Origin of the sequence: Marinobacter sp., assembly GCF_034669625.1 — a bacterium.
Taxonomy (GTDB): domain Bacteria; phylum Pseudomonadota; class Gammaproteobacteria; order Pseudomonadales; family Oleiphilaceae; genus Marinobacter.
Map to the genome: position 1 here is coordinate 124,589 of NZ_JAXMOY010000006.1, position 20,385 is coordinate 144,973.

27 protein-coding genes are annotated in these 20,385 nt (G+C 53.9%); 10 read left to right on the forward strand and 17 right to left on the reverse strand.

Going from position 1 to position 20,385, the window contains the following annotated elements:
• Positions 1-54: 54 nt before the first annotated feature.
• From VOI14_RS07405 to VOI14_RS07425, 5 genes are all read right to left on the reverse strand, one after another.
• Positions 55-552, reverse strand: a complete 498-nt coding sequence (locus VOI14_RS07405) for an acyl-CoA thioesterase (protein ID WP_323751395.1) — start codon at positions 550-552, stop codon at positions 55-57.
• An 829-nt stretch (positions 553-1,381) separates the two neighbouring features.
• The gene (locus VOI14_RS07410; RefSeq protein ID WP_323751396.1) at positions 1,382-2,080 is read right to left on the reverse strand and encodes a crotonase/enoyl-CoA hydratase family protein; all 699 of its coding nucleotides are present in this window, start codon (positions 2,078-2,080) and stop codon (positions 1,382-1,384) included.
• 99 nt (positions 2,081-2,179) lie between these two features.
• A complete protein-coding gene (locus tag VOI14_RS07415) occupies positions 2,180-2,557 on the reverse strand; it encodes a hypothetical protein (protein WP_323751397.1) in 378 nt (125 codons plus the stop codon).
• Positions 2,558-2,577: 20 nt separating this feature from the next.
• Entirely contained in the window at positions 2,578-3,375 is a 798-nt protein-coding gene (locus VOI14_RS07420) for an SDR family oxidoreductase (RefSeq protein ID WP_323751398.1), read from the reverse strand.
• A gap of 117 nt (positions 3,376-3,492) precedes the next feature.
• On the reverse strand, positions 3,493-4,257 hold the full coding sequence (locus tag VOI14_RS07425; RefSeq protein ID WP_323751399.1) for a helix-turn-helix transcriptional regulator: 765 nt from the start codon (positions 4,255-4,257) through the stop codon (positions 3,493-3,495).
• 155 nt (positions 4,258-4,412) lie between these two features.
• On the opposite strand from VOI14_RS07425, the gene VOI14_RS07430 reads away from it, so the two are divergent.
• Complete coding sequence (locus tag VOI14_RS07430; RefSeq protein WP_323751400.1) at positions 4,413-4,682, forward strand: YiaA/YiaB family inner membrane protein; 270 nt, start codon at positions 4,413-4,415, stop codon at positions 4,680-4,682.
• Between the two features lie 4 nt (positions 4,683-4,686).
• The gene (locus VOI14_RS07435; RefSeq protein ID WP_323751401.1) at positions 4,687-5,409 is read left to right on the forward strand and encodes a PspA/IM30 family protein; all 723 of its coding nucleotides are present in this window, start codon (positions 4,687-4,689) and stop codon (positions 5,407-5,409) included.
• A gap of 10 nt (positions 5,410-5,419) precedes the next feature.
• Here VOI14_RS07435 and VOI14_RS07440 read toward each other — a convergent pair whose 3' ends face one another.
• Positions 5,420-6,112 carry an NAD(P)H-binding protein gene (locus VOI14_RS07440; RefSeq protein ID WP_323751402.1) on the reverse strand — a complete coding sequence of 231 codons (693 nt, stop codon included), beginning with the start codon at positions 6,110-6,112 and terminating at the stop codon, positions 5,420-5,422.
• 105 nt (positions 6,113-6,217) lie between these two features.
• On the opposite strand from VOI14_RS07440, the gene arfB reads away from it, so the two are divergent.
• Both arfB and VOI14_RS07450 read left to right on the forward strand, forming a co-directional pair.
• Complete coding sequence (gene arfB, locus VOI14_RS07445) at positions 6,218-6,631, forward strand: alternative ribosome rescue aminoacyl-tRNA hydrolase ArfB (RefSeq protein ID WP_323751403.1); 414 nt, start codon at positions 6,218-6,220, stop codon at positions 6,629-6,631.
• 55 nt (positions 6,632-6,686) lie between these two features.
• Positions 6,687-7,532, forward strand: a complete 846-nt coding sequence (locus VOI14_RS07450) for a DUF72 domain-containing protein (RefSeq protein ID WP_323751404.1) — start codon at positions 6,687-6,689, stop codon at positions 7,530-7,532.
• Here the strand turns inward: VOI14_RS07450 and VOI14_RS07455 are convergent.
• The 5 genes from VOI14_RS07455 to VOI14_RS07475 all read right to left on the reverse strand — a co-directional run bounded on the left by VOI14_RS07455 (position 7,529) and on the right by VOI14_RS07475 (position 9,775).
• A complete protein-coding gene (locus VOI14_RS07455) occupies positions 7,529-7,987 on the reverse strand; it encodes a DUF4112 domain-containing protein (protein ID WP_323751405.1) in 459 nt (152 codons plus the stop codon). The two genes, VOI14_RS07450 and VOI14_RS07455, sit on opposite strands and share 4 nt — an antisense overlap.
• Before the next feature lie 31 nt (positions 7,988-8,018).
• Positions 8,019-8,450, reverse strand: coding sequence for a DUF3010 family protein (locus tag VOI14_RS07460; RefSeq protein WP_323751406.1), 432 nt, complete (start codon positions 8,448-8,450; stop codon positions 8,019-8,021).
• A gap of 27 nt (positions 8,451-8,477) precedes the next feature.
• Complete coding sequence (locus VOI14_RS07465) at positions 8,478-8,822, reverse strand: PBPRA1643 family SWIM/SEC-C metal-binding motif protein (RefSeq protein WP_323751407.1); 345 nt, start codon at positions 8,820-8,822, stop codon at positions 8,478-8,480.
• A gap of 126 nt (positions 8,823-8,948) precedes the next feature.
• Positions 8,949-9,449: a hypothetical protein gene (locus VOI14_RS07470; protein WP_323751408.1), complete on the reverse strand. Its 501-nt coding sequence runs from the start codon at positions 9,447-9,449 to the stop codon at positions 8,949-8,951.
• Positions 9,450-9,451: 2 nt separating this feature from the next.
• A complete protein-coding gene (locus tag VOI14_RS07475; protein WP_323751409.1) occupies positions 9,452-9,775 on the reverse strand; it encodes a hypothetical protein in 324 nt (107 codons plus the stop codon).
• 365 nt (positions 9,776-10,140) lie between these two features.
• On the opposite strand from VOI14_RS07475, the gene codB reads away from it, so the two are divergent.
• The 3 genes from codB to codA are packed head-to-tail and all read left to right on the forward strand — an operon-like array spanning position 10,141 to position 13,325.
• Positions 10,141-11,427, forward strand: coding sequence for a cytosine permease (gene codB, locus VOI14_RS07480; protein ID WP_323751410.1), 1,287 nt, complete (start codon positions 10,141-10,143; stop codon positions 11,425-11,427).
• A complete protein-coding gene (locus VOI14_RS07485) occupies positions 11,428-12,057 on the forward strand; it encodes a PucR family transcriptional regulator (protein ID WP_323751411.1) in 630 nt (209 codons plus the stop codon).
• 8 nt (positions 12,058-12,065) lie between these two features.
• The gene (gene codA, locus VOI14_RS07490; RefSeq protein WP_323751412.1) at positions 12,066-13,325 is read left to right on the forward strand and encodes a cytosine deaminase; all 1,260 of its coding nucleotides are present in this window, start codon (positions 12,066-12,068) and stop codon (positions 13,323-13,325) included.
• A 40-nt stretch (positions 13,326-13,365) separates the two neighbouring features.
• Here the strand turns inward: codA and VOI14_RS07495 are convergent, their stop codons facing one another.
• The 5 genes from VOI14_RS07495 to VOI14_RS07515 all read right to left on the reverse strand — a co-directional run bounded on the left by VOI14_RS07495 (position 13,366) and on the right by VOI14_RS07515 (position 17,154).
• Positions 13,366-13,752, reverse strand: coding sequence for a DUF2750 domain-containing protein (locus VOI14_RS07495; RefSeq protein ID WP_323751413.1), 387 nt, complete (start codon positions 13,750-13,752; stop codon positions 13,366-13,368).
• Positions 13,753-13,791: 39 nt separating this feature from the next.
• Complete coding sequence (locus VOI14_RS07500) at positions 13,792-14,244, reverse strand: GatB/YqeY domain-containing protein (protein ID WP_323751414.1); 453 nt, start codon at positions 14,242-14,244, stop codon at positions 13,792-13,794.
• A gap of 78 nt (positions 14,245-14,322) precedes the next feature.
• Positions 14,323-15,057, reverse strand: a complete 735-nt coding sequence (locus tag VOI14_RS07505; RefSeq protein ID WP_323751415.1) for a ZIP family metal transporter — start codon at positions 15,055-15,057, stop codon at positions 14,323-14,325.
• Between the two features lie 146 nt (positions 15,058-15,203).
• Positions 15,204-16,064, reverse strand: a complete 861-nt coding sequence (locus VOI14_RS07510; RefSeq protein ID WP_323751416.1) for a Na(+)-translocating NADH-quinone reductase subunit C — start codon at positions 16,062-16,064, stop codon at positions 15,204-15,206.
• Positions 16,045-17,154, reverse strand: coding sequence for a multiheme c-type cytochrome (locus VOI14_RS07515; protein WP_323751417.1), 1,110 nt, complete (start codon positions 17,152-17,154; stop codon positions 16,045-16,047). Before VOI14_RS07515 ends, VOI14_RS07510 begins: the two co-directional genes overlap by 20 nt.
• Before the next feature lie 215 nt (positions 17,155-17,369).
• Here VOI14_RS07515 and VOI14_RS07520 point away from each other — a divergent pair, with 215 nt between their 5' ends.
• Positions 17,370-17,867 (forward strand): DUF2780 domain-containing protein, encoded by a 498-nt coding sequence (locus VOI14_RS07520; RefSeq protein WP_323751418.1) that lies wholly within the window; start codon positions 17,370-17,372, stop codon positions 17,865-17,867.
• A gap of 32 nt (positions 17,868-17,899) precedes the next feature.
• Here VOI14_RS07520 and VOI14_RS07525 read toward each other — a convergent pair whose 3' ends face one another.
• Complete coding sequence (locus VOI14_RS07525; protein ID WP_323751419.1) at positions 17,900-18,799, reverse strand: alpha/beta hydrolase; 900 nt, start codon at positions 18,797-18,799, stop codon at positions 17,900-17,902.
• 395 nt (positions 18,800-19,194) lie between these two features.
• Here VOI14_RS07525 and VOI14_RS07530 point away from each other — a divergent pair, with 395 nt between their 5' ends.
• Complete coding sequence (locus tag VOI14_RS07530) at positions 19,195-19,743, forward strand: outer membrane beta-barrel protein (protein WP_323751420.1); 549 nt, start codon at positions 19,195-19,197, stop codon at positions 19,741-19,743.
• 82 nt (positions 19,744-19,825) lie between these two features.
• Positions 19,826-20,377, forward strand: a complete 552-nt coding sequence (locus tag VOI14_RS07535) for a hypothetical protein (RefSeq protein ID WP_323751421.1) — start codon at positions 19,826-19,828, stop codon at positions 20,375-20,377.
• The last annotated feature ends 8 nt before the right edge of the window (positions 20,378-20,385 follow it).

Consider the following 20,385-nt stretch of genomic DNA (forward strand, 5'->3'; position numbering starts at 1 on the left):
GTTGATCATCCGTGGCCGTGATATACCACGACTGGGGTAAAGATGCGACTTTGCTCAGCTGTTCGCCTTGGAAAGCTGCTCTCGGGTTTGCAGGCGCCCTGCCCTGCGAATCTCGGCATTCGCGTACCGCCGGCGCTGCTCATCCGTCTCAGGGATCACCTCCGGCACATCCACCGGCTTGCCGCCTTCATCCAACGCCACGAAGGTAAAAAATGCGGACAGGATGTGGCGGGTATCGCCGGTATAACTGTTCTCGGCTTCCACTCGCGCGCCAATCTCCATAGAGGAGCCCCAACTGCGGTTCAGGGTCAAACTGAACAACAAGGTGTCTTTACCGGTGGCCGGCGCGCGGAAATGAATAGAATCGACCGCAGCGGTTACACACACATGCGCCGAGTGCCGTTCGGCCACAACCAGAGCCAAGCGGTCACACTTGGCCATGATCATGCCCCCGAATACCGTGTCGTGCGAGTTCATATCGTTGGGAAACACTTTATACACGTGATTCTCAATGGCGGAAGCCGAAACAGGCTTGGCCGGTTTTCCAGGCATCGCGAGGTGTTCCTTTTGTTATTTACCCACAAATACTGTGGACAACTGTGTTAGCAAGGTAAGGACAGGTAGCCCAAAGCCACGGCCCTAGCGGGTTCTCGGCTTTTGAAGGTAATTTAACCAAGCCGGACATCCCCACATCAGAAAACATATTGAGGCGATTTTCAATGCCTAACATACACAATATCAACCGGTTTATCCGTCAAGGTGGGGATAACCTTATCCAGTTACGCACAAATTCTGTGGACAACCGTGTTAGCAAGGTAAGGACATATAGGCTAAAACCGCTCTACAAGCGGGCTTGCGGAATTTGTAGGTAATTTGACCAAGAAAGATATCAACACACCAAAATACACACAAACAGGCTTTCCATTGAATAAACACACAGCACCTGATCGTTTTTCGACCACCATGGGGATAACCTTATCCAGTTACACACAAATTCTGTGGACAACTGTGTTAGCAAGGCAAGGACACATAGGCTAAAACCGCTCTACGAGCGGGTTTACGGAATTTGTAGGTAATTTAACCAAGCCAGATACCGCCGCATAAAAATACAGATCGAGGGGTTATTCATCACCAAAAGCAAGCGAAATCGAACAAATTTTTAGGGAATCTGGGGATAACGACGAGCAGTTACCCACAAACTCTGTGGAAAACTGTGTTAGCAAGGTAAGGACACATGGCTCTAAGGCGCGGTTTTACTGGCTTTCCAAGATCTGCCGGTAATTTAACCAGGGTTGAGACAAGCACTTAATAAAGCAGAAAAAATGATCACTAAATCGTCTTGAAAGACGGCGGTCGCACTATCAGCGGCCGCCCAAAGACATCAACCCATCAAATCAGACTGGCTTGCGTCCTGCTCAATGGCGCGATCCAGTGTGGCCAGGTATTCCGCCTTCACCTTCAGCTTGGTTTGCTTGTGGGCGCGCATGTTCAGCTGCTTGTATTGGGCAGCCACAGCTTTTGCTCGCTCCATCAACTGCTCAGGAGCAACCACTTCATCCAGAATGCCTGCCGAGGCCGCACCCTCTGGGTTGAAGATTTCTGCATTCACAACAGAACGGAAGAAGTATGGCGCTGGCATACGGTGACGAGCGATCTCAATGCCTGCATGGTGCATGGTCATGCCGATGGCCACTTCGTTGAGGCCCAGCTTGAAGTTACCTTCAACACCAATACGGTAATCAACTGACAGCAGAATAAACACGCCTTTAGCAATAGCGTGGCCACCACAAGCACCAATCACCGGTGTCGGGAATGCGGCTAGGCGACGAGTCAGCGTTGAGCCAACCTTTACCAGTGCCATGGCTTCTTTCAGACCTTTCTGCATTTGTTTCAGGTCGTAGCCACCGGAGAACATACCCGGCTGGCCAGTCAGGATGACAATCGCTTTGTCTTCTTCGGCACGATCAAGCGCAGCGTTCAGCTCATCAAACACTTCATGGCTCAGTGCATTGGCCTTGCCATTGTTCAGGGTGATGGTGGCAATACCTTCGTTCAGTTCGTAAGTTACGAGTTCAGTCACCGCGGTGTCCTCATCAATTTCATGGAATAAAGTAAGCGTATGTTAACTGTATAGTTTAGGCCGTTCTTCGGCAACGCAATCAAGCGCTCTCTACTAGCATCAAGGTTGAACCACCCCGGATTCGCGAACCAGGCAGTTCATCGTGGTAATCGAGACATCCCTGAAAACCGCATCGGATCTCACCTTATCCGGGAACCGGTCATACACGGCACGTCGACAAGATGACGTTCGGGATTCCGCCAGCGCAACGCAGTCCGCTTGCGCCTCGTTGCTTCCTGCCCTCGCGGTAGCCTCTTCGCACAGATCGGAAATTCGGGAAATGGCCAGATCCACCACGGCACTGCGATCCACAGGGTTGGCGGCGAGATTGGCGAAATCGGCCGCCCCAACCGGCGTGGCATCAGGCTGCGTCTGGTTCCAGAACACATACCCGAGCGCCGCAACCACCAGGGTCACGGTAACGATGGGAAATTTCATCGGAAAAACTCGCTTTTTAATTAACGTTTGGCACGGCGTGTCAGACGGAAAACCAATTCAGGCGAAAGTCGCTTCACCCAAAGTGCCGCCATTTCTTTGCCCTTACCGACAGGAATTTCTCGCTTACGCGCCTTCAAGCCTTTGAAGACCACAGCCGCACACTCATCCACATCCATGCCGGTGGCTACTTCATCATCCATCTGGCCATGGGGCGAGCCATCGGCAGACAAGGCGTTTTTGGAAATGTTGGTTCGGATAAAGCCGGGCAGAATGGTAGACACATGCACGCCACTGGTTTCCACTTCCGCCCGCAGAGCGTCGAAAAAGCCGACCATCGCGTGCTTAGCGGCGCAGTAACCCGTCATTTTGGGCACGCCGACCTTACCCGCAACACTGGCGGTCACCGCCAGATGGCCTCTGCCGCGATTAAGCATGTGCGGGAGCACGGCTTTGGTCAGGGCAATCTGCCCCATCACGTCAACGTCCATCAACTTCTGGTAGACAGCCATATCGGTGTCTTTGCACAAAGAACCTTGAGACAAACCAGCGTTATTCACCAGCAGATCAATCGCGCCAAAGCGATCCACCACCATCTGCGCCGATGCTTCGTGGGAAGCCCAGTCCGTTACATCAAGGGGAAGCACCATAATGCTGTCTTCCGGCAAGCCAGCTTCGACGCAACGAGCCGCAACACGCTGCAACTCATCTTCACGGCGAGCCGACAACACAAGCCCTGAGCCATCTTTCGCAAACTGAAGCGCCAGCGCTTCACCAATACCCGACGAAGCGCCGGTAATCCAAACGGTTTGGGCCGTCATAAACAAGCCTCCAACAGGCGGTATGTATTTATTATTAAGCCTTCGGATACTAGCAGATAAAGCTCCGGAGCTCCGAGCGCTACGGAACCGCGATCGAAGCATTAACCCACTTTGTCCTCAACGGCTATAGGGCGGGTATTGCTTAAGTGCCTCTGGCCGGCGAAAACTGTTGAACGCATCGATCTCCCAGGGGCGCATAGCCATCAACAGGCTCACGCCAAACCGATGCTCCAGCGGCAATGCGAGATCTTCTTCATGGCAATGGCGAAACTCCAGCGCTAGACGTTTGAGCTTCTGCTGAACCGCTTCATTGGATTGGGTCGATAGCATGCCGCTCACAAACAGCCTGAGTTCACCGGGGTGATTGAACCGGCACTTGAGAAAATCCTGCTGCACTTCGGCTTCGAAAAATCGCTGTATGGGGCCGCCCGGCTGCCAGGTAAAGTCATGACTGACCAGCAGCTTGAACCGGTTCCCGGGCAGCAACTCCAACACGCCCATACGATCCAGCTTGGCGAGATAGCCAATCAAATCCGTTTCCGAAACATCATAAACCTGATGTATCTCCTGAAACTGCCACCGGTTCATGGCGCAGACGGCCACCAACAACAGGCGTACATCCGACACCAGCTCCTGCTCCTGCTCCGGGCTCAGCTGCTCCACTCTGGGTTCCGGCGCCAGCTTGCGCACCAGATCGCTGATTTCCATGCCCATCAGCGTACAAACCTGATCCAGTCGCTTGAGCGAAAACTGCTTTTCAGAAAACAAACGCTTTACGCTTGCCTCTGACAGCTCCAGAGCATCCGCTACGTCCTGATAAGTCAGCCCGTGCGACCGCAGTTGCCGTTTAAGTTCACTGATGATGGCACTGGTTTGCGCCATGGTGATATCTCCCCGTCAAACTCCAGCCCCAGAAAGTATCACTATTCGATACCCCATAGATATACACCCAATACGTTTTGGGGAACGCTCGCGGCGTATTCAGCGATGGCGCACAGTGCAGCTGTCCCAACAACAACGCCAATGAGGAAGACATCATGGATAGCGAACTGAAGAGCAACTCGAGCTCCTGGGTATTTTTTGTGAAGGTTTCCTTCGCCATTGCACTGTTTGCCGCCGCCGCAGGTGTGGTGCTTGCGCCCGTCGATATGGTGCTGAAAGGCTACATGGCGATCAGCGCTCTGTTTCTGGTTACCACCACCATCACGCTTTCAAAAACGCTTCGTGACGAGCATGAGCAGCACCGAATTGCGAACCGTATTTCCGAAGCTCGAACCCATCAGCTGTTGAAAGAATACGGGGAGTAACACCATGAGCATCTGGCGCAAACTGAACACACTGTTTCGGGCATCGGCCCACGAACCGGTCGCAAAGCTGGTGGATGCAAACGACATTCGGATCTTTGAACAGGAACTGAGGGACGCCGAGCAAGCCATTGCCCGTTCAAAGCGCGAACTGGCCTGCCTGATGGCGGAGAAAACCCGGCTGGAACGCGACAACACCGACCTGCAAGCGGCCATTAACAAGCGGGAGCAGCAAGCCAGCCAAGCACTAGCGCAAAACGAAGAAGCGCTAGCGATGGAATTGGCCAACCTGATTGCAGAAGATGAAACCGTGCTACAACGCCAGCAACAACAGCACGCAAAGCTGCAGCATCAGGAAAACCAGCTGCGCCGTCAGCTGCGGGATTCCGGCCGGGCACTCAAACACTTCCATAGCGAAATGCGCCTGGCAAAGGCCAATCGACACGCCGAACAGGTCACCCGCCAGCTTCGGGGCCACGCAACCGGATTGCACAGCCACATGGAAGAATTGAACGTCTCAGCCGATCGAATTCGCGCTCGCCAAACTGAGTCAGAAGACATAGAAGCCGCCCTGGCCGAGTTGGATCAGGAACAACAGAACGGGAATCTGGACGCTCGCCTGAAAGCGGCCGGCATCAACAACCGAGCGAGCCATGGAGAGAACGTGCTGGCTCGCTTAAAGGCTGCGCAAGCCCAAGGGCAGCCCGACAACAATCAGCCGCAGCCATAAACTCATCGACTCAGGCCGCCCCGTTGCGGCCTGAGTTTGCCAACGTCACAATGTCAGCATACTGCCGAACAGACACCACCTTACCCACACTGCGGTCAGCACCGATTTCAGGCATTTCGTTCGCCATGGCCGCAGCGATCGTATCCGCCTCGATCGCACGGTACTTTCGCAATGCCCCGACCAAGGCACGGTTGGCGACCGGCATCACCGCCATACCCAACGACTCCGCCGTGCGATGCTCCTGCCGCTGACCCAGCAATAAACTCGGTTGATAGATCGATAGACTAGAAAACTCCAAAGCCCGCAAGGCGTCTTCCAGTTCGCCTTTCACCCGACTGTAAAAAACGGAAGACCGGGAAGACGCACCGATGGCCGACATCAAAATACAGGCTTGCGCACCCGCCTCTTTGGCCAGGCGCGCAGCATTCAAGGCATAACTGTAATCCACCTTGCGAAACGCCTCTTGGGAACCCGCTTTTTTGATGGTGGTACCCAGACAGCACACGAGCACATCCACATCGAATATGCCGGCATGGGCGCCCATGTCATCAAAATCGATCACAGGCGATTCCAGATTCGGATGACGCCACTCCAATGTTCTGCGCACCGGCGCCACCACAGTCGTAATATCTGGATTAGCCAGTAGTTTCTTAACTAACAAACCGCCCGTTAAGCCGGTGGAACCCAAGACCATAACCTTCATAAAGCGCTCCGTTGCTGCCTCGCCACTTCTGATCGCGGCACTGATTGCGTAGGATGATACTAACAGGAAGCGGAAGCTGATCATCACACCAACTATGCAGGCACTATGCTCAAAATTTCCAACGCCGTAGAAATTGCCGACTGGGAACTCGAAATCACGCAAATTCGAGCCCAAGGCCCCGGCGGCCAGAACGTAAACAAGGTCGCCTCTGCCGTGCACCTTCGCTTCGACATTCAGCGCTCTTCCTTGCCGCCCTTCTATAAAGAGCGACTGATGGCATTTTCAGATCAGCGCATCAGCAAAGAAGGCATCGTAATCATCAAGGCACAGTCGTCCCGGACTTTGGAGCTAAACAAGGAAGACGCTCTACAACGTCTGAAAGAACTGATTCTGGAAGCGGTCAAAATCCAAAAAACACGGCGCCCAACGCGCCCCACCAAAGGCTCCCAACGGCGTCGTGTGGACAAGAAAACGAAAAAGGGTAAAACCAAGGCGCTTAGAGGTAAGATTCAGCTTTAATTAGGTCAGCCAAATCATCGAAAATGACAATCACTCGAGCTAATCACTAACCCACATGCCTCTGCCCTACTATCTTGGCTGCCCACAATGGCAGGACCCAGCCTGGAATACACAGCTGCCAACGGGTGGCACAGCGCTCGGCCGCTATGCTCGTGTGTTCAATACCGTTGAAGGCAACACAACATTTTACGCCACACCCAGCCACGATCAGTGCAAGCAGTGGCGCAAGCAGGTGCCGGATGATTTCCGTTTTCTGCTCAAGTTGCCCCGAGCACTGACACACGAGCGCATGCTCAACGGCGTCGGTTCGGAGTTGCAGACCTTCCTGGACGTGATCGAGCCTTTGTCAGATGTACTTGGGCCTATGCTACTTCAGTTGCCGGCAGGCTTTGGCCCTGACCGACTGCATCAACTCTGGCGTTTTCTGGATACGGCACCGGAGACACTGGACTGGACGGTTGAGGTAAGAAACCCGGCGTTCTTTGCGAAAGGAAGTGAGGAAAAAGCGCTGAATCAGGGGCTACGCCAGCGCAAACTGGCCCGGGTGTGTATGGACAGCCGGGCCGTGTTCTCAGCGATACCCGAAAACGATGTGATCGTAGATGCCCAGCGTAAAAAGCCCCGGGTTCCCGTTCATTTGCTGCCCAGCGACGCACCACCGGTCATCCGCTACATTGGCCACCCGGATCTGGAAACCAACCGGAGCTTTCTTGCGCCTTGGGTAACCCGGATGAAAGAGTGGCTGGATTCCGGCAGCGGGCCTTATGTGTTCATGCACATGCCCGATAACGCTCATACAATTGCACTCGCAGAGCTGTGGACGGAATTGTTACGGGAACACCTTCCGGAGCTGGAATCTCTGCCGGTGGATGTTTCCGAACCTCAGCTCGGACTGTTCTAGAACAGCAGCGTTAATCCACCCGTCACCACAGCGAACAACACGGACAACCAGATCAACGTTTTCCAGGGGAATGGCGGCGCTGGTGGTTCTATCTCGAGCTGTTTTTCCAGATAGTTCCTCAACAACCGGGTATTGCGGGTATTCGCCTTGTAAATGGCATCAAAGGCATCGCCCACCACCGGCAGCAAGCCTCCTAGAAAGTCGATGCCCATGTTCCGGAGCATGCGCAGTTTGATCCCTTTACTCGCCCCCGCTCGCTGAGCCTCTACCAGCACGTAGCTGGCCAACACCAGACCTGCCACATCGCCCAATACCGGCACGACACCAATAATGGCCTCTGCACCGATTTTGAATTTTGTGAAGGGAATGCCAATGCTACTGTCAGTAAAGCGACTGAACTTATCCAGCCGCTCGAGAATCGCCCGCTGGCGAGCCTTCATGGCATCTGTTGCCATTTCATCTCCAAACTCGGGGGAAGTCATCCGCTTATTTCGTCATCTGCCCAACGTACGCGGCTGTAAACGCCGTTTCCTGAAACACTTTCAATCCGGTCTCGGAAAACGGAATCGGTAACGGCTTGGACGCCAGCGTGGATTTAATCAGTGCGGGCGTCAGCAATCGAACGTCTAACTCTACATCCGAAATCAACTGAAGGGCCGCTTCAAGCTTGAAGCTGATCGCGCCGCCGGCAAACTTACCTTTCGGCATCCGCTCCTTGATGGCAACACTGCTTACCCCGTGCTCCTTCATCAACTCTGCAAACGCCTTTTGGAAGTGTTTCAGGTCTTCCCGAGTGTGATTCTTGGGCAGCGAAAGCTTTCGCACCTTGCACTCCGGCAAACTGAATTGCCCCCGATCCAGGCTCAGCAAACAAACCACGGCATCGCTGCCGCTCAGTTCAACACCACAAATAGTCATAGACTCTTTCTCAACCTCAAACCGACATCAACCACAGCACTTCTTGAACTTCAGCCCACTGCCACAACTGCACGGATCATTGCGAGAAGGCGCTTTCGTTGCCGTAACCGTCTCGCTCTTGTTTAAAATTACGGTCAATTCGGCAATCGACTCCACCGCATCGTCACGGGTATCAACGGTAATGTTGGCGTAGAGGTTGGCTTCCGCCACCTGGGCTTCAACCTCTTTTTTACGAGCCTCGCTGGTCACCACTAACGTTAACGGGAATTTCTTGCTGCCACTCTTTTGGCTGGCATTGGTTTTAAAGCCGCCGTATGCCGTGTGATGCTGACGCGCGTCTTGCCGGCCTTTGTAGAAAAATTTGTCTGACATGCTGAAGCCCTGATAATTGAAAGTGCGCCCTGACTCGCCAATTGTAGTCGACCCTAGCTGGGCGACGACGTTTTAACACGCTTAAGGAACGGGATATATAGGTAACCGTGTAAATCGTCGGGAACTTCAGCGATCCGCGGCGTCATTCGCCGCTTCCGGACCTCCCCCCTCGCCGTCGTCACCGCGCTGCTGCCGCTCAGCCTCCTTCGCGAGTGCCATACCACCTTGCATCAGCATGGACTTCAATCGAGGATCTCCCTGCTCCACCACGCCGAGGGCAAAGGCCGCCAACGCCGCTTCCAGAGGATTCTTCTGAATTAGCCGTTTAACGGCTCCGAATGGCGAACCACTCGAATCGCCATCGCCAGAGCCCTCCGACTGTTTAGAAGGCAACGGACGAGTCATACGATAGAAAAAAAGGAACAATAACAATAGGCAGGACAAGCCCGTCACCGCCATAGCGCCGGCGCCTCCCAATAAAGGTGTCAGCGCTAATGTGGCAGCATTGACGAGCAAGTAAAAGCCGGTGATTAACAAGGCAACCAGCAACACAAAGGACAGCATAAACCCGAGAAAGGCGGCAATGGCTTTGCGCAGGGCGCCCTGTAACCGATCCGAATCAGGCATGATCAGCGATCCAGCAACCGACCAACCAACACACCGGCAAGGAACATAAGAACAATACTGAGGAAAGGCCGCTCCTCAATCTTATGCTCCACACTCTCAACGGCCTTACCGCTGGCATCCCGGGCCTGGGTGAGCGCTTCATCACCGCGCTGTTTGACCTGATCAAAAGCCGCGAGACTCTCCCTTCGAATTTCATCCCGCAGATGACTGATGTTGCCTTTCTGGCCATCAGCAACACTTTTCGCGAGCGTGGAGAGGTCTTCCTGAAGTTTTCTCAGATCCTCCCGGACCTGGTCGTACTCGGTTTTATCCGATTTTGCTTCCATTACGTGCCTCCTTATCAGTATCAATAACTGTTATTTCGGCTTAGCCACCCTCGGGTGTATAGGGGTAGCTAACACCAATCTAGCACAAGGATCGGAGCCTGAAATGAGGACTTTTTAATCTTCCGTTCAAAACGAGATGAATAACAAACCCTTACCCATAAAGCGCAACGCCCTATCCGGGCACACTCAACGTTAAATCGCACCAACAAGACGCATGCAGCTAATGAATTTAGGTTCCAGCCACCGCCCCTTGTGCATTGTGCACAAGCCACGCCCGCTCCCAGCGGTTTAAAGTCCTCCAAAGTTCACGATGGCACGAAGGTTGCGGACCCCAAGGTGTTTATTCACGACAGGGAACATTAACGATGAACTCGCAAACCCCTCAAAAAGACCAAGACTACCCATTGAGCCCCGTGCCGATGACCGATCGCAAAAGCATCTGGTCTATGGGACTGGTCTTGCTTGGCTTCACCTTTTTTACAGCAACCATGTGGGCCGGCGGCAGCGTTGGTACTGCCTTTGATTTCCCGACCATGCTAATGGTTCTCACCGTCGGCAACTTACTGCTGGGGCTTTATGCCGCTGTCCTGGCTTACATAGCGGCTCGGTCTGGCCTTAACACCGCACTGATGAGCCGATTCGCCTTCGGGGAAATTGGCAGCAAACTTTCCGACATCATCCTTGGGTTTACCCAAATTGGCTGGTACGCCTGGGGCACTGCAACCATGGCCATCCTGCTAGTGAAACTTACCGGTTTACCGGAAAGCCTAACCACCCCCTTAATGGTGCTCTTCGGTTTAGGCTTCTGCGTGACGGCCTTCATCGGATACCAGGGCCTGCTATGGTTATCGCGAATTGCGGTACCAGCTATGATCATCCTGGTTGCCACAAGCATGGGCCTTGCCGCTTCCGACGCCGGCGGCTTATCAGGACTTCTCGCAATCACACCCACCTCAGAGATGACCGTAGCAGCAGCGATCACTCTGGTATTCGGCACCTTTGTTAGCGGCGGCACCCAAGCCACCAACTGGACCCGGTTTGCAAAGTCAGGCAAAACCGCTGTGATCGCCACGCTTTTGGCATTCTTCCTTGGTAATGGGCTCATGACGCTCATCGGCGCATTTGGAGCGCTGGTCTACCAGCAGGCGGATATCGTTGACATCATGGTGGCCCAAGGGTTGGCAACGCTCGGTATTCTGATGCTTTTCCTGAACCTATGGACGACTCAAGACAACACCGTCTATAACTTCGCAGTGGCCGGCTGCAACCTCCTGCGAACCCGCCGACGCAAAGCCGTCACCATCGGTGGCGCGGCCATCGGCACCGTGCTCGCTGTATTGGGAATGTATGAATGGCTGATTCCGTTTCTGGTATTACTTGGCACATTCATTCCTCCAATTGGCGGCGTGATCATGGCGAACTACTTTGTAGGCTATAAGCGCCAGTATCCGGACCTCACGCAAGCATCCTTACCCGCGTTTAACATTCCGGGACTATCCGCCTATGCCATTGGCTCCGCGGTAGCCTACACATCCCCGTGGATAGCGCCGATTGTCGGTGTATGCGCGGCCATGTTTGCCTATAGCGCGATTGTGGTTATCAGCGCGGGCGTCCGCGAGCGCAAAGCCCAACAACTCTTGGGCACCGTGTAAATGCCCCTGCGTTGCCGCGATATTCCACGAATCCCCGGCCTGGAGCCCATCAAGCTTCGGGGCGGCATGACAGCAACGGACAATGTCGTGCGCTGGCCCTACGTCGCTGAAAACCGATCCTTTCAAGAGTGGGTCAAAGGTGGTGAGCTGGTTTTCGTAACGGGCATCAGCCGCCACCGAAACCCTGAAAATCTGGCGGAATGTCTCTACGAAGGCAAGGAGTGCAGCATCTCGGGATTGGTCGTGTTAACCGGCGACGCATACATAGCACAGCTACCAAAAACCCTCTGCCAACTGGCCGATGAGCTATCAATACCGCTGTTTGAGCAGCCATATTCTCTGCCCATGGTAGAGGTAACTGAAAAAATTAGCCGAGCGATTGTTTTGCGAGAGCACACAGGTGATGAGCCCTCAATACCAGAGCTAACGCCCCAGCTATCTGAACTAATCGAAGCCTGGATAACCTGCCGAGGCAATCAGCGAGCCATGGCTGAGGCACTTGGCTGCCACCGGAATACCGTTCACAACCGAGTACAACAGTTATCCAGAAATGCTTCCGGCCACACCAACGACCACCAGAACTTCAAAGCGCTGCTGATGACTCACTTACTCAAAGCATCACAGCCATAGGGAACATCATGACCAAAACACTGAACGCTATCGTCAACGCCCGCCTAGCCGGCAAAGAGGGATTACACAGCCTCACGATCAACAACGGACTCTTCACAGAGATTCAACCTCAAACATCGCCAGTCTCAGCAACAGACCACGAATTGGATGCTTGTGAGAATCTGGTCACCTCTCCTTTCGTCGAGCCCCACATCCACCTGGATGCAACGCTGACCGCCGGTGAACCGCGATGGAACGAAAGTGGAACGCTCTTCGAAGGCATCGAGTGTTGGTCAGAGCGCAAGGCGCTCTTAAGCGAAAGCGATGTGACCAGTCGCGCAACCCAAACACTAAAGCTGTTGGCAGCTCATGGCGTTCAATATGTTCGCACTCACGTGGACACGACCGATCCGCAACTCACCGCGCTCAAAGCCATGGTCAAAGTACGCGAACAAACCGCGAACTTCATTGATCTTCAGATAGTGGCCTTCCCACAAGAAGGCATCTGGTCCTTTCCCAACGGGCGGGAACTAATGGAAGAGGCCGTCCGGATTGGCGCGGATGTCATCGGCGGCATTCCCCATTTTGAGTTCACCCGGGATTATGGTGCCGAATCGGTGCGTTGGCTGGTGGAGCTGGCCCACAAAAACGACCTTCTGGTGGACGTACACTGCGACGAAATCGATGACCCTGAATCACGGTTTCTGGAGGTATTAGCGGCCGAGGCCCTGCGTCTGGACTACGGTACCCGGGTTACCGCTAGCCACACCTGCGCCATGGGCTCGTACAACGATGCTTATTGCAGCCGGCTGTTCCGGTTGTTAAAAAAATCCAATATCCGGTTCCTGTCGATGCCCACGGAAAGTCTGCATCTACAGGGGCGCTTCGATAGCTATCCCAAACGTCGAGGCATCACCCGCGTTCCCGAACTCCTGGATGCCGGGCTCAAAGTAGCCTTCGGCCAAGACTCCATTCGAGACCCTTGGTATCCCATGGGCAACGGCAATATGCTGCGCACGCTTGATGTGGGCTTACACGCTTGCCACATGCTCGGCATGAACCGAATCGAGCGCTGCCTGGAACTGATCACCGACAACGGCGCCGCCGCACTGAACCTCAAAAACTACGGCATAGCCCCGGGCCAACCCGCTCGCTGCGCGGTTCTCCAAGGGCAAAACGCTTATGAGGTGCTTTTAGGCCAACACCCTGTGCTTGCTTCCGTACGAGATGGCAACGTTCTGGTACAGCGGGCAGCCGTAAATCCTGAGGCAGACTTACTCATCACATAAGGACTTTGGCCCCTGAAATGGGGCCTTGTTAATCGCCCGTTCAGAACGAACCGGACAACACCTCCTGAAGGTCGCTTTTCAGCACTTCAGGTTCGGTGATCCAGAGTTCGCTGTCGGCACCGGGGAACACGCCAACCTCAAGCTTGTCGCGGGTTAGGCCGGGCACCCACTTCTTGAAAAAGTCCGGGAGTGACAGTGATTTCGGAGAAAGATCGCCGGAACCACTAGCATACTCGGCCGCAAAATCCTCACTGGGCCAAACCGGGAGATAACCAACGCCGTCTTCTTCGGACACAATCTTCAGAAACTGGTTGTCGGAATTGACCAGAATCCAAAGTTCGCGCTCTTCCACGACAGCATCCAGGAAATAGTCGTATCGTTCCTCGCCATCCATTTCGAGAATCTGGGCTAACGGGTTATCACTCATTAATGCTTCCTTGTGGGAATGCGGCCTTTTGGCCTGAATTTATGCCAGAGCAGCCCGAACTTTTTGGCTCAGCTGCCCCATATCCACCCGTCCGGTTACCTGGGGGCGCAACTCGTTCATTACCTTACCCATATCCTGCATGCCCTGAGCACCGGTTGAACTCACCGCATCACGGATCAAACCTTCCAGTTCCTCGTCCGTCAAAGCTGCCGGCATGAACTCTTCGATGATCTTCATTTCGGCGCGCTCTTTATCCGCCAACTCGGCACGACCGGCGTCATCATACTGGCTGGCAGCATCACGGCGCTGTTTGAGCATCTTGTCGAGCACCTTCAGAACATCATCATCAGAAAGCTCGCGGCGCTCATCAATTTCAATCTGCTTCACGGCCGCCTGAGCCATCCGCAAGGTAACCAGGCGCTCCCGCTCTTTGTTGCGCATGGCATCTTTTACCGCCGTGCCAAGCTGTTCCTTAAGTGATGATTCTGCCATCGTCGGGCTCCTGTTTTATGAATGTGGGGTGTGCATCGTCTGAAGACCGGAATAATACCCAAACCGTGGGCCCGCGTCCTACCCTGAAAGCATCATCTGTCCGATTACGCCCAGCAGGAAACCGGCCACCGCACCCAACGGCGGCGCCCAATGTTTTTCCAACCGCGACTGAGGAGCAATGTCCTGAAAGACAATGTAGAGAATACCTCCCGCTGCAAACAACATAATTCCCGACACCAGATGGTGGGAGTCCGACAACAAGAAGTGGCCGGTTGCACCCGCTACCGGACCCAACAGAGCCATCAAGGCAAAACAACCCACGATTTTCCGCCGACCGTAATTCGTTGACTGGGTTAGCTCTCGATAAGCGTTGAATCCTTCCGGTAAATTCTGAAGCGCGATGATGCCAGCCAATAACACCCCACCTTCGCTAGAGACAGAGAACGTTGCCCCCAGCGCCAAAGCCTCCGGTACAAAGTCTGTCAGCATCGCCACCAACTGACTGGCCGATGTGCCATTGGCCGCCAGCCAGCGGTCGATCAACATGAAGGTGATCCCGCCTGCGGCGAAACACGCAACAACCGCCACCATCGGCAGATTGGCGGTCCCCTCGGGCACCAGAACCAGCGCCACCGCGGCCAAGAGTGCGCCACCCCCAAAAGCGATTACGCTGTGATGCAGCTCAGATTCCAGCCAACCGGGGTGAATTCGCTCCACCGACGCCAGAGCTGCCCCCAACGGCATGGCCGCGCCCGCCATCAGTGTGAGTAACAAAACCTGCAACAGACCGTTTGTCTGAAGGGCCTCCACCATATCTGTCACCTACCCTCGTTGATCTTTTCGTCCCCGGAAACGTGCGGGGCAATCATTCACAGAATGCGATGTTCACGGTTTAAACGAACCGTGCATAAGGACGGACAACATAGCAGAAAAATAAAACGGTGGGATTTCAAGAATGACTATTCGGGCTCCGGAGGCCGCAGTGTACTGAGATACGGCCCAAAACCGTCATCCCCCAGCCAGTAGCGCAACAAACCGGTGACACTGCGACTCGTCCTGGTGGCACCCGACAGCCCGTCGACTTCATAGACGGCAGACGGACTTGACGCTGGCACCTGCCCCCTTGCCACGCCAATGCGAATTTCACCCTCCGAATCGCGCACCTGCTTCCCTTGCCATTGCTGCAGCCATTTGGCGTCTCCGACCCGAGCTCCAAGCCCCGGCGTTTCAGCGTGCTCGTAAAAGGTTAAACCAACAACGGTGTTGGCATCGGCCGCCAGCCCGAGATAGCCATACAAGGTGGAAGCGTACCCGCTACCGTAGACCGGCAGGATGATCATTTTTATCTCGCGATCTTTACTGACCAGATAAACCTTGGCGTACTTTTCCCGCCGCTTAATCTTCGCGAGATCCTTGTCGACAGCGATCTCAATGCTTTGGTCCGGGAGCTTCGCCGCTGCCCGCTGGTCAAATTCATTCGGGTCGATTGCTTGCAAGTGCTGCCCTGTTTCGAGATCGATCACATGCGCTTTCACGTGCTCTGCCGACACCTCTTCGAATAGCTCCTGCATCCCGGGCTGGCTTCTAACCATATCAAGCAGGCTCTTCTGTTGATCCCATTCCTGATTTGCAAGGTATCGAGGCTTCAGAAGCACGTTCGAACTGGTCACCAGATAACCGCAGATCAAACCAATCACGCCGGCCACAAGCAAAGCTTTAGGGGTACTATCTATTGGAAGCGCCGCCATCTTCCGTTTCGCCCTACCCCATATCCCCTCCGCCTCCTTGCTACCGCCGGAATCAATGGACTTTTTCGGCATAAGACTGCGCCCACTCCTTATCTTTATCGACGTGACAAGACAAGCACACGTAATCCAGTGTCAGGTAGGCCTTACCAGCATCATCCACGCGCACAAACGCGCCATCATCAGTAAACATCTTCCAGTTCGGATCGGTGCTGATGCGCTGAATGTGTGTTCGCAAATCGCCTTTTGGCACGCTGCCGCCGTCATACGTCACGACTGTGGATACCGCAGATTTAACCGCGTGCGGCATATGGCAGGTTTGGCAGGCCACATCCTTTTTAGCCTCAAGTTTGATCTCGATGTTTTGATGGCAGGTTTTGCAGGTGGTGTCGGCGCCCAGATAGCCACCGGCCTGATAGATCGTGCTCTTGTGAGGATCATGACAAGCACCGCAACCCAGCGGCTTGTGCGGAGAGGCTAACAAATCCTCATATTGCTCATGATGCCGAATCAGCCCGCCCTTTGCGTCGATCTGACTGGGATCGCCTCGCGAATGGCAGGTGCCACAGTTTTCCTCAACGGTCGGTTTGAACTCTTTGGGACTGGTAACGTGATCGGCACTGGCACCGTGACACGCTTCGCATGTCACGCCGGGTTCTGCCCACGTTCCATGGATGCCAGGCAGTCCAGCCTGATGCGGCCCAGCGGCCCCCGTGGATTCCCATCCGGTGGTATGACATCCACCGCAGGTGTATGGCTTTCGGGATGGCTCGTCACCCCCATAGGCGACCCAGTGCGCATCTAGGCCCAAGGCCATATTCGGCAAGTTGTATTGGCGGCTTTCACCCGTAAGAATATAGCCCTGAGCATCCATGAAACGCGCCTTCCAACCGAACCCACCAATGACGTAACTGATGGACTTCCAATCTTCACCCAACGGGGGATGCGGCACACCGGGCGAGGTGCCGGACGGATAGAGCGGCCGCGCGCCTTCCACCGCTTGAATTTTGTAGGGATGGCCCGACCGTTCGTATTGTTCATAAACGGTTTCATGGCAGCTCTTACAGCTTTCGGAACCGGCAAAACTCTCCGCCAGAGCATCGGCGCCAACCAGTAGAGCCCAAAGACCAACGAGAAACCTGAAACCCAAGAGACCCTGACTCATAACACTCTCCCGAACCATGATGGGGCGCCATCAGCGGAAAGAAGCTGTCATAAAAGAATAGTACAGTTTTTGAACACACACCCTGGACTGACTCCAATATTCAGCCACATGAATGAAAATTCATGACTTTATTTCGGTTTATTACACTGTAAAAAGTCTCACATTGCCTCAATATAGAAAGGACTTGCTCGCACATTCAAAATTAGGACGCCCGAATGAATGCTATTCTCAAGCAGTTTCTTTTAGTCTCCAGTATCTACCTGCTCGCCCCCAGCGCCAGTGCCTTTAGCCTGAACGATGCACTGACAACCGGCGCCATGGCGCTGTCTCCAACCACCGAAGTCAACGGTGAAGCGCAACAGCTCGTAGGCCAGCTGACTGACCAACTGGGTGTGACACAAACTCAAGCCGTGGGCGGCACCGGTGCATTACTGCAACTGGCCCAAAACCAGCTTGGGCAAGACACCATCAGCAACCTGAGCAGCGAAGCCTCCGGCCTGTCCAGCCTTCTGGGTGGCGGTGGTGGTCTGACAGAAAGCCTACTCTCCAACATTTCATCGATGGACGGGGTTCAGTCAGCCTTCTCAGCCTTGGGAATGGATGTATCCATGGTGCAGCAGTTCGTACCAGTAATATTAGGTTTCCTGGGCAATCAGGACATTGGTTCGTCACTACTGGGGCAATTGCAGGGTTTGTGGACGCCGGCTGAATAAACCGGCCCTCCAACAAATAGCATTCAGCCTTTTTATCCGAACGCTTTACTCAGCGTTCGGATACAGGCGATCGGTTGGTCAATCAGCGGCACATGCCCGCTGTGTTCAAACGTGACCAACCGAGCATTGGGCAGTTTATCGGCCATGAACGCCTGCCCCTCCCAGGGGTACATTTCCGAGCGGCGGCCCGCTATGACCGTAGTCGGCACTTCCAGTTTGGGCAAAATAGGCCGGAAATCGTACTCGCGTTCCGTGTAGGCACGCATGTGCTGGTACAGGGTATACCAGTTGTCCAAAGGCACGAGTTGCCGCGCAATGTATGGCACACGCATTAACCGCCCTGCCCCCCACTTCATCCAGCCCCGACTCAGCGCCGAAGCCATGAAACCGGCCAGATCTTCATGCAACTGTTTGCGCAGCGATACCGGCAAGTTTTCATAGGGTGTCTGTGGGTCAATTTTCGCCACTTGATCCAGCATCGGCCGCCAACCACGAATGCGCTCGGGCCCCAGCTCACCAAATATCCCCCAAGGCCAATCCGGGCCATGCGAAATACGCGGTGCCTGATCAATGTGGGCGTAATGGCGGATCGCCTCGGTGCCGAACATTTCCATATAGCGCAAAGCCGTGCTGGCACCCATGGAAATCCCGCCCAACCCAACCGGTTTGCCATGACCGTAGGCACGAATGATGGCATCAAGATCTTTAGCGTGGCTTGTCAGCACGCAGGACTCACTGCACGTCAGCCGCGAAGACCCGCCAAACCCCCGCAAGTCGGGAAGCACAAACCGGAACTTATGCGCCAACGGCAACACAATCGGCAACCAGTGGCGGCTCTCCATACCAAAACCGTGAAGAAGGATAACCACCGGGCCCCGCCCGATTTCCCGTACTTTCAGTTTGGCACCGTCGTGCGCGGTTACTCGTGCCATCTTTGCGTTTACTCCGTTACGTTCGATGGCGGCCATTGTCTATGTCGAGCACCCAACGAGGCAGTGCTGAGCGGGCCAAGTTGATAGAACCGAATGGCCCTGAAGAGAAAAGCAGAGCCCTCCAATAATCAATTGTGTATGAATGTAAAATCTTCAAGTGCCATCTTCACCTCAACGCGCCAATACGTCATCATTTGTTTGGATAGGACAGCAACTTATAGCTAGCGACAATGGATGTCGGATCCCTGCAGTGCCTCCCCACATCCAAATATCAGCATCCCTATCGAACGCCCCCGCTCATGTATTGAGGAAAGGTATTACCTTGCAAGTAATGTAGTCTTCGGTCACGAAGCGGCTCAAAGCAACAAAATATAATTAAACTCAAGGAAGAACTAATGTTCAAAAAAGCGTTAATTGCCGCAAGCATATCTATGACAGCCACCCCAGCACTTGCCACTGAAGTCGACGAGCAAAAACGCTTCTCTGTCGGTATCTCATCCTTTGCTACTGCAACAAGTATTGACACTTACTATGGTAGCGAAGATGAAAATTTTAGCGGTTTCGCTTTATTTGGAACTGCGGCCGTTAACGATAACTTCGCATTCAGATTAACCTATGCCAACCAAAGCCATGAAGACGATTCAAATCTTGACCTGACCGCAATTGAAGGCAGTGTAATTGCAGGTACAGGTCTCGCTACTACTGGTTTCAAAGCGTATGGTTCCCTCGGCTTTTTCAATGAAACACTTGAATACAGTGGCTATAGCGAGGAGTTCGACTTTAACGGCTTAATGCTAGGCGGGGGTATTGGATATAACTGGAACCCTGTCTCTCTCGAACTCTGGATCAACTTCCGTGATGCCGGCGACTACGAAGACTTCGTTGGTGGAGACGCTGATGCAACCGCAGCCTCTGGCGGGATTGGGCTATCCGCGAGATTCTGACGACTACCCGAAAATCCTACCTAAAGCCACGTCAACGCAGTGGCTATAGAAAAACTGATATCGCCAAGAAAAAGGAACTTTCGTGAACCTTTTACGTTTTTTGGTAATTGCGGCGTCGGCAATCTATTTGTCGGGATGCGCTTCTGGCGCCAAGATGGACAACATGATCTACGACGGCCCAGCTAAAATTTACGATGCTGAGCTTGAAAACAATATGGGAATTTCCAATGTCACAGGTGGAACTAAAACCAATCCAGCGTGGACATCGGAAATTGACAATAACGCTTTCTCTGGCGCAATAAAGGAAAGCCTCCTTCAGCAAGGCCTTCTATCAGGAAAGGGCCGATATCAGCTTGAAGTTATTCTACTTGAAGTGGTCCAACCTCTCTTCGGACTCGATTTTACTGTTACGACACATGTTAAGTACCTTCTTACCGACCGGGAAAACAATGGTGCTGTCGTCATGAACGAGACAATTGTTGCCCCATATACCGCAACATTTGGCGATGCATTCGCTGCAATCAAACGTCTGAGGCTTGCGAATGAAGGCTCGGGAAAAGCAAACATTGCAAGCCTTCTCGCCGCCCTGTCTGAATTAGAGATCAAACCTGGCGACATTTATCTCTCGCAATAAATAGAAAA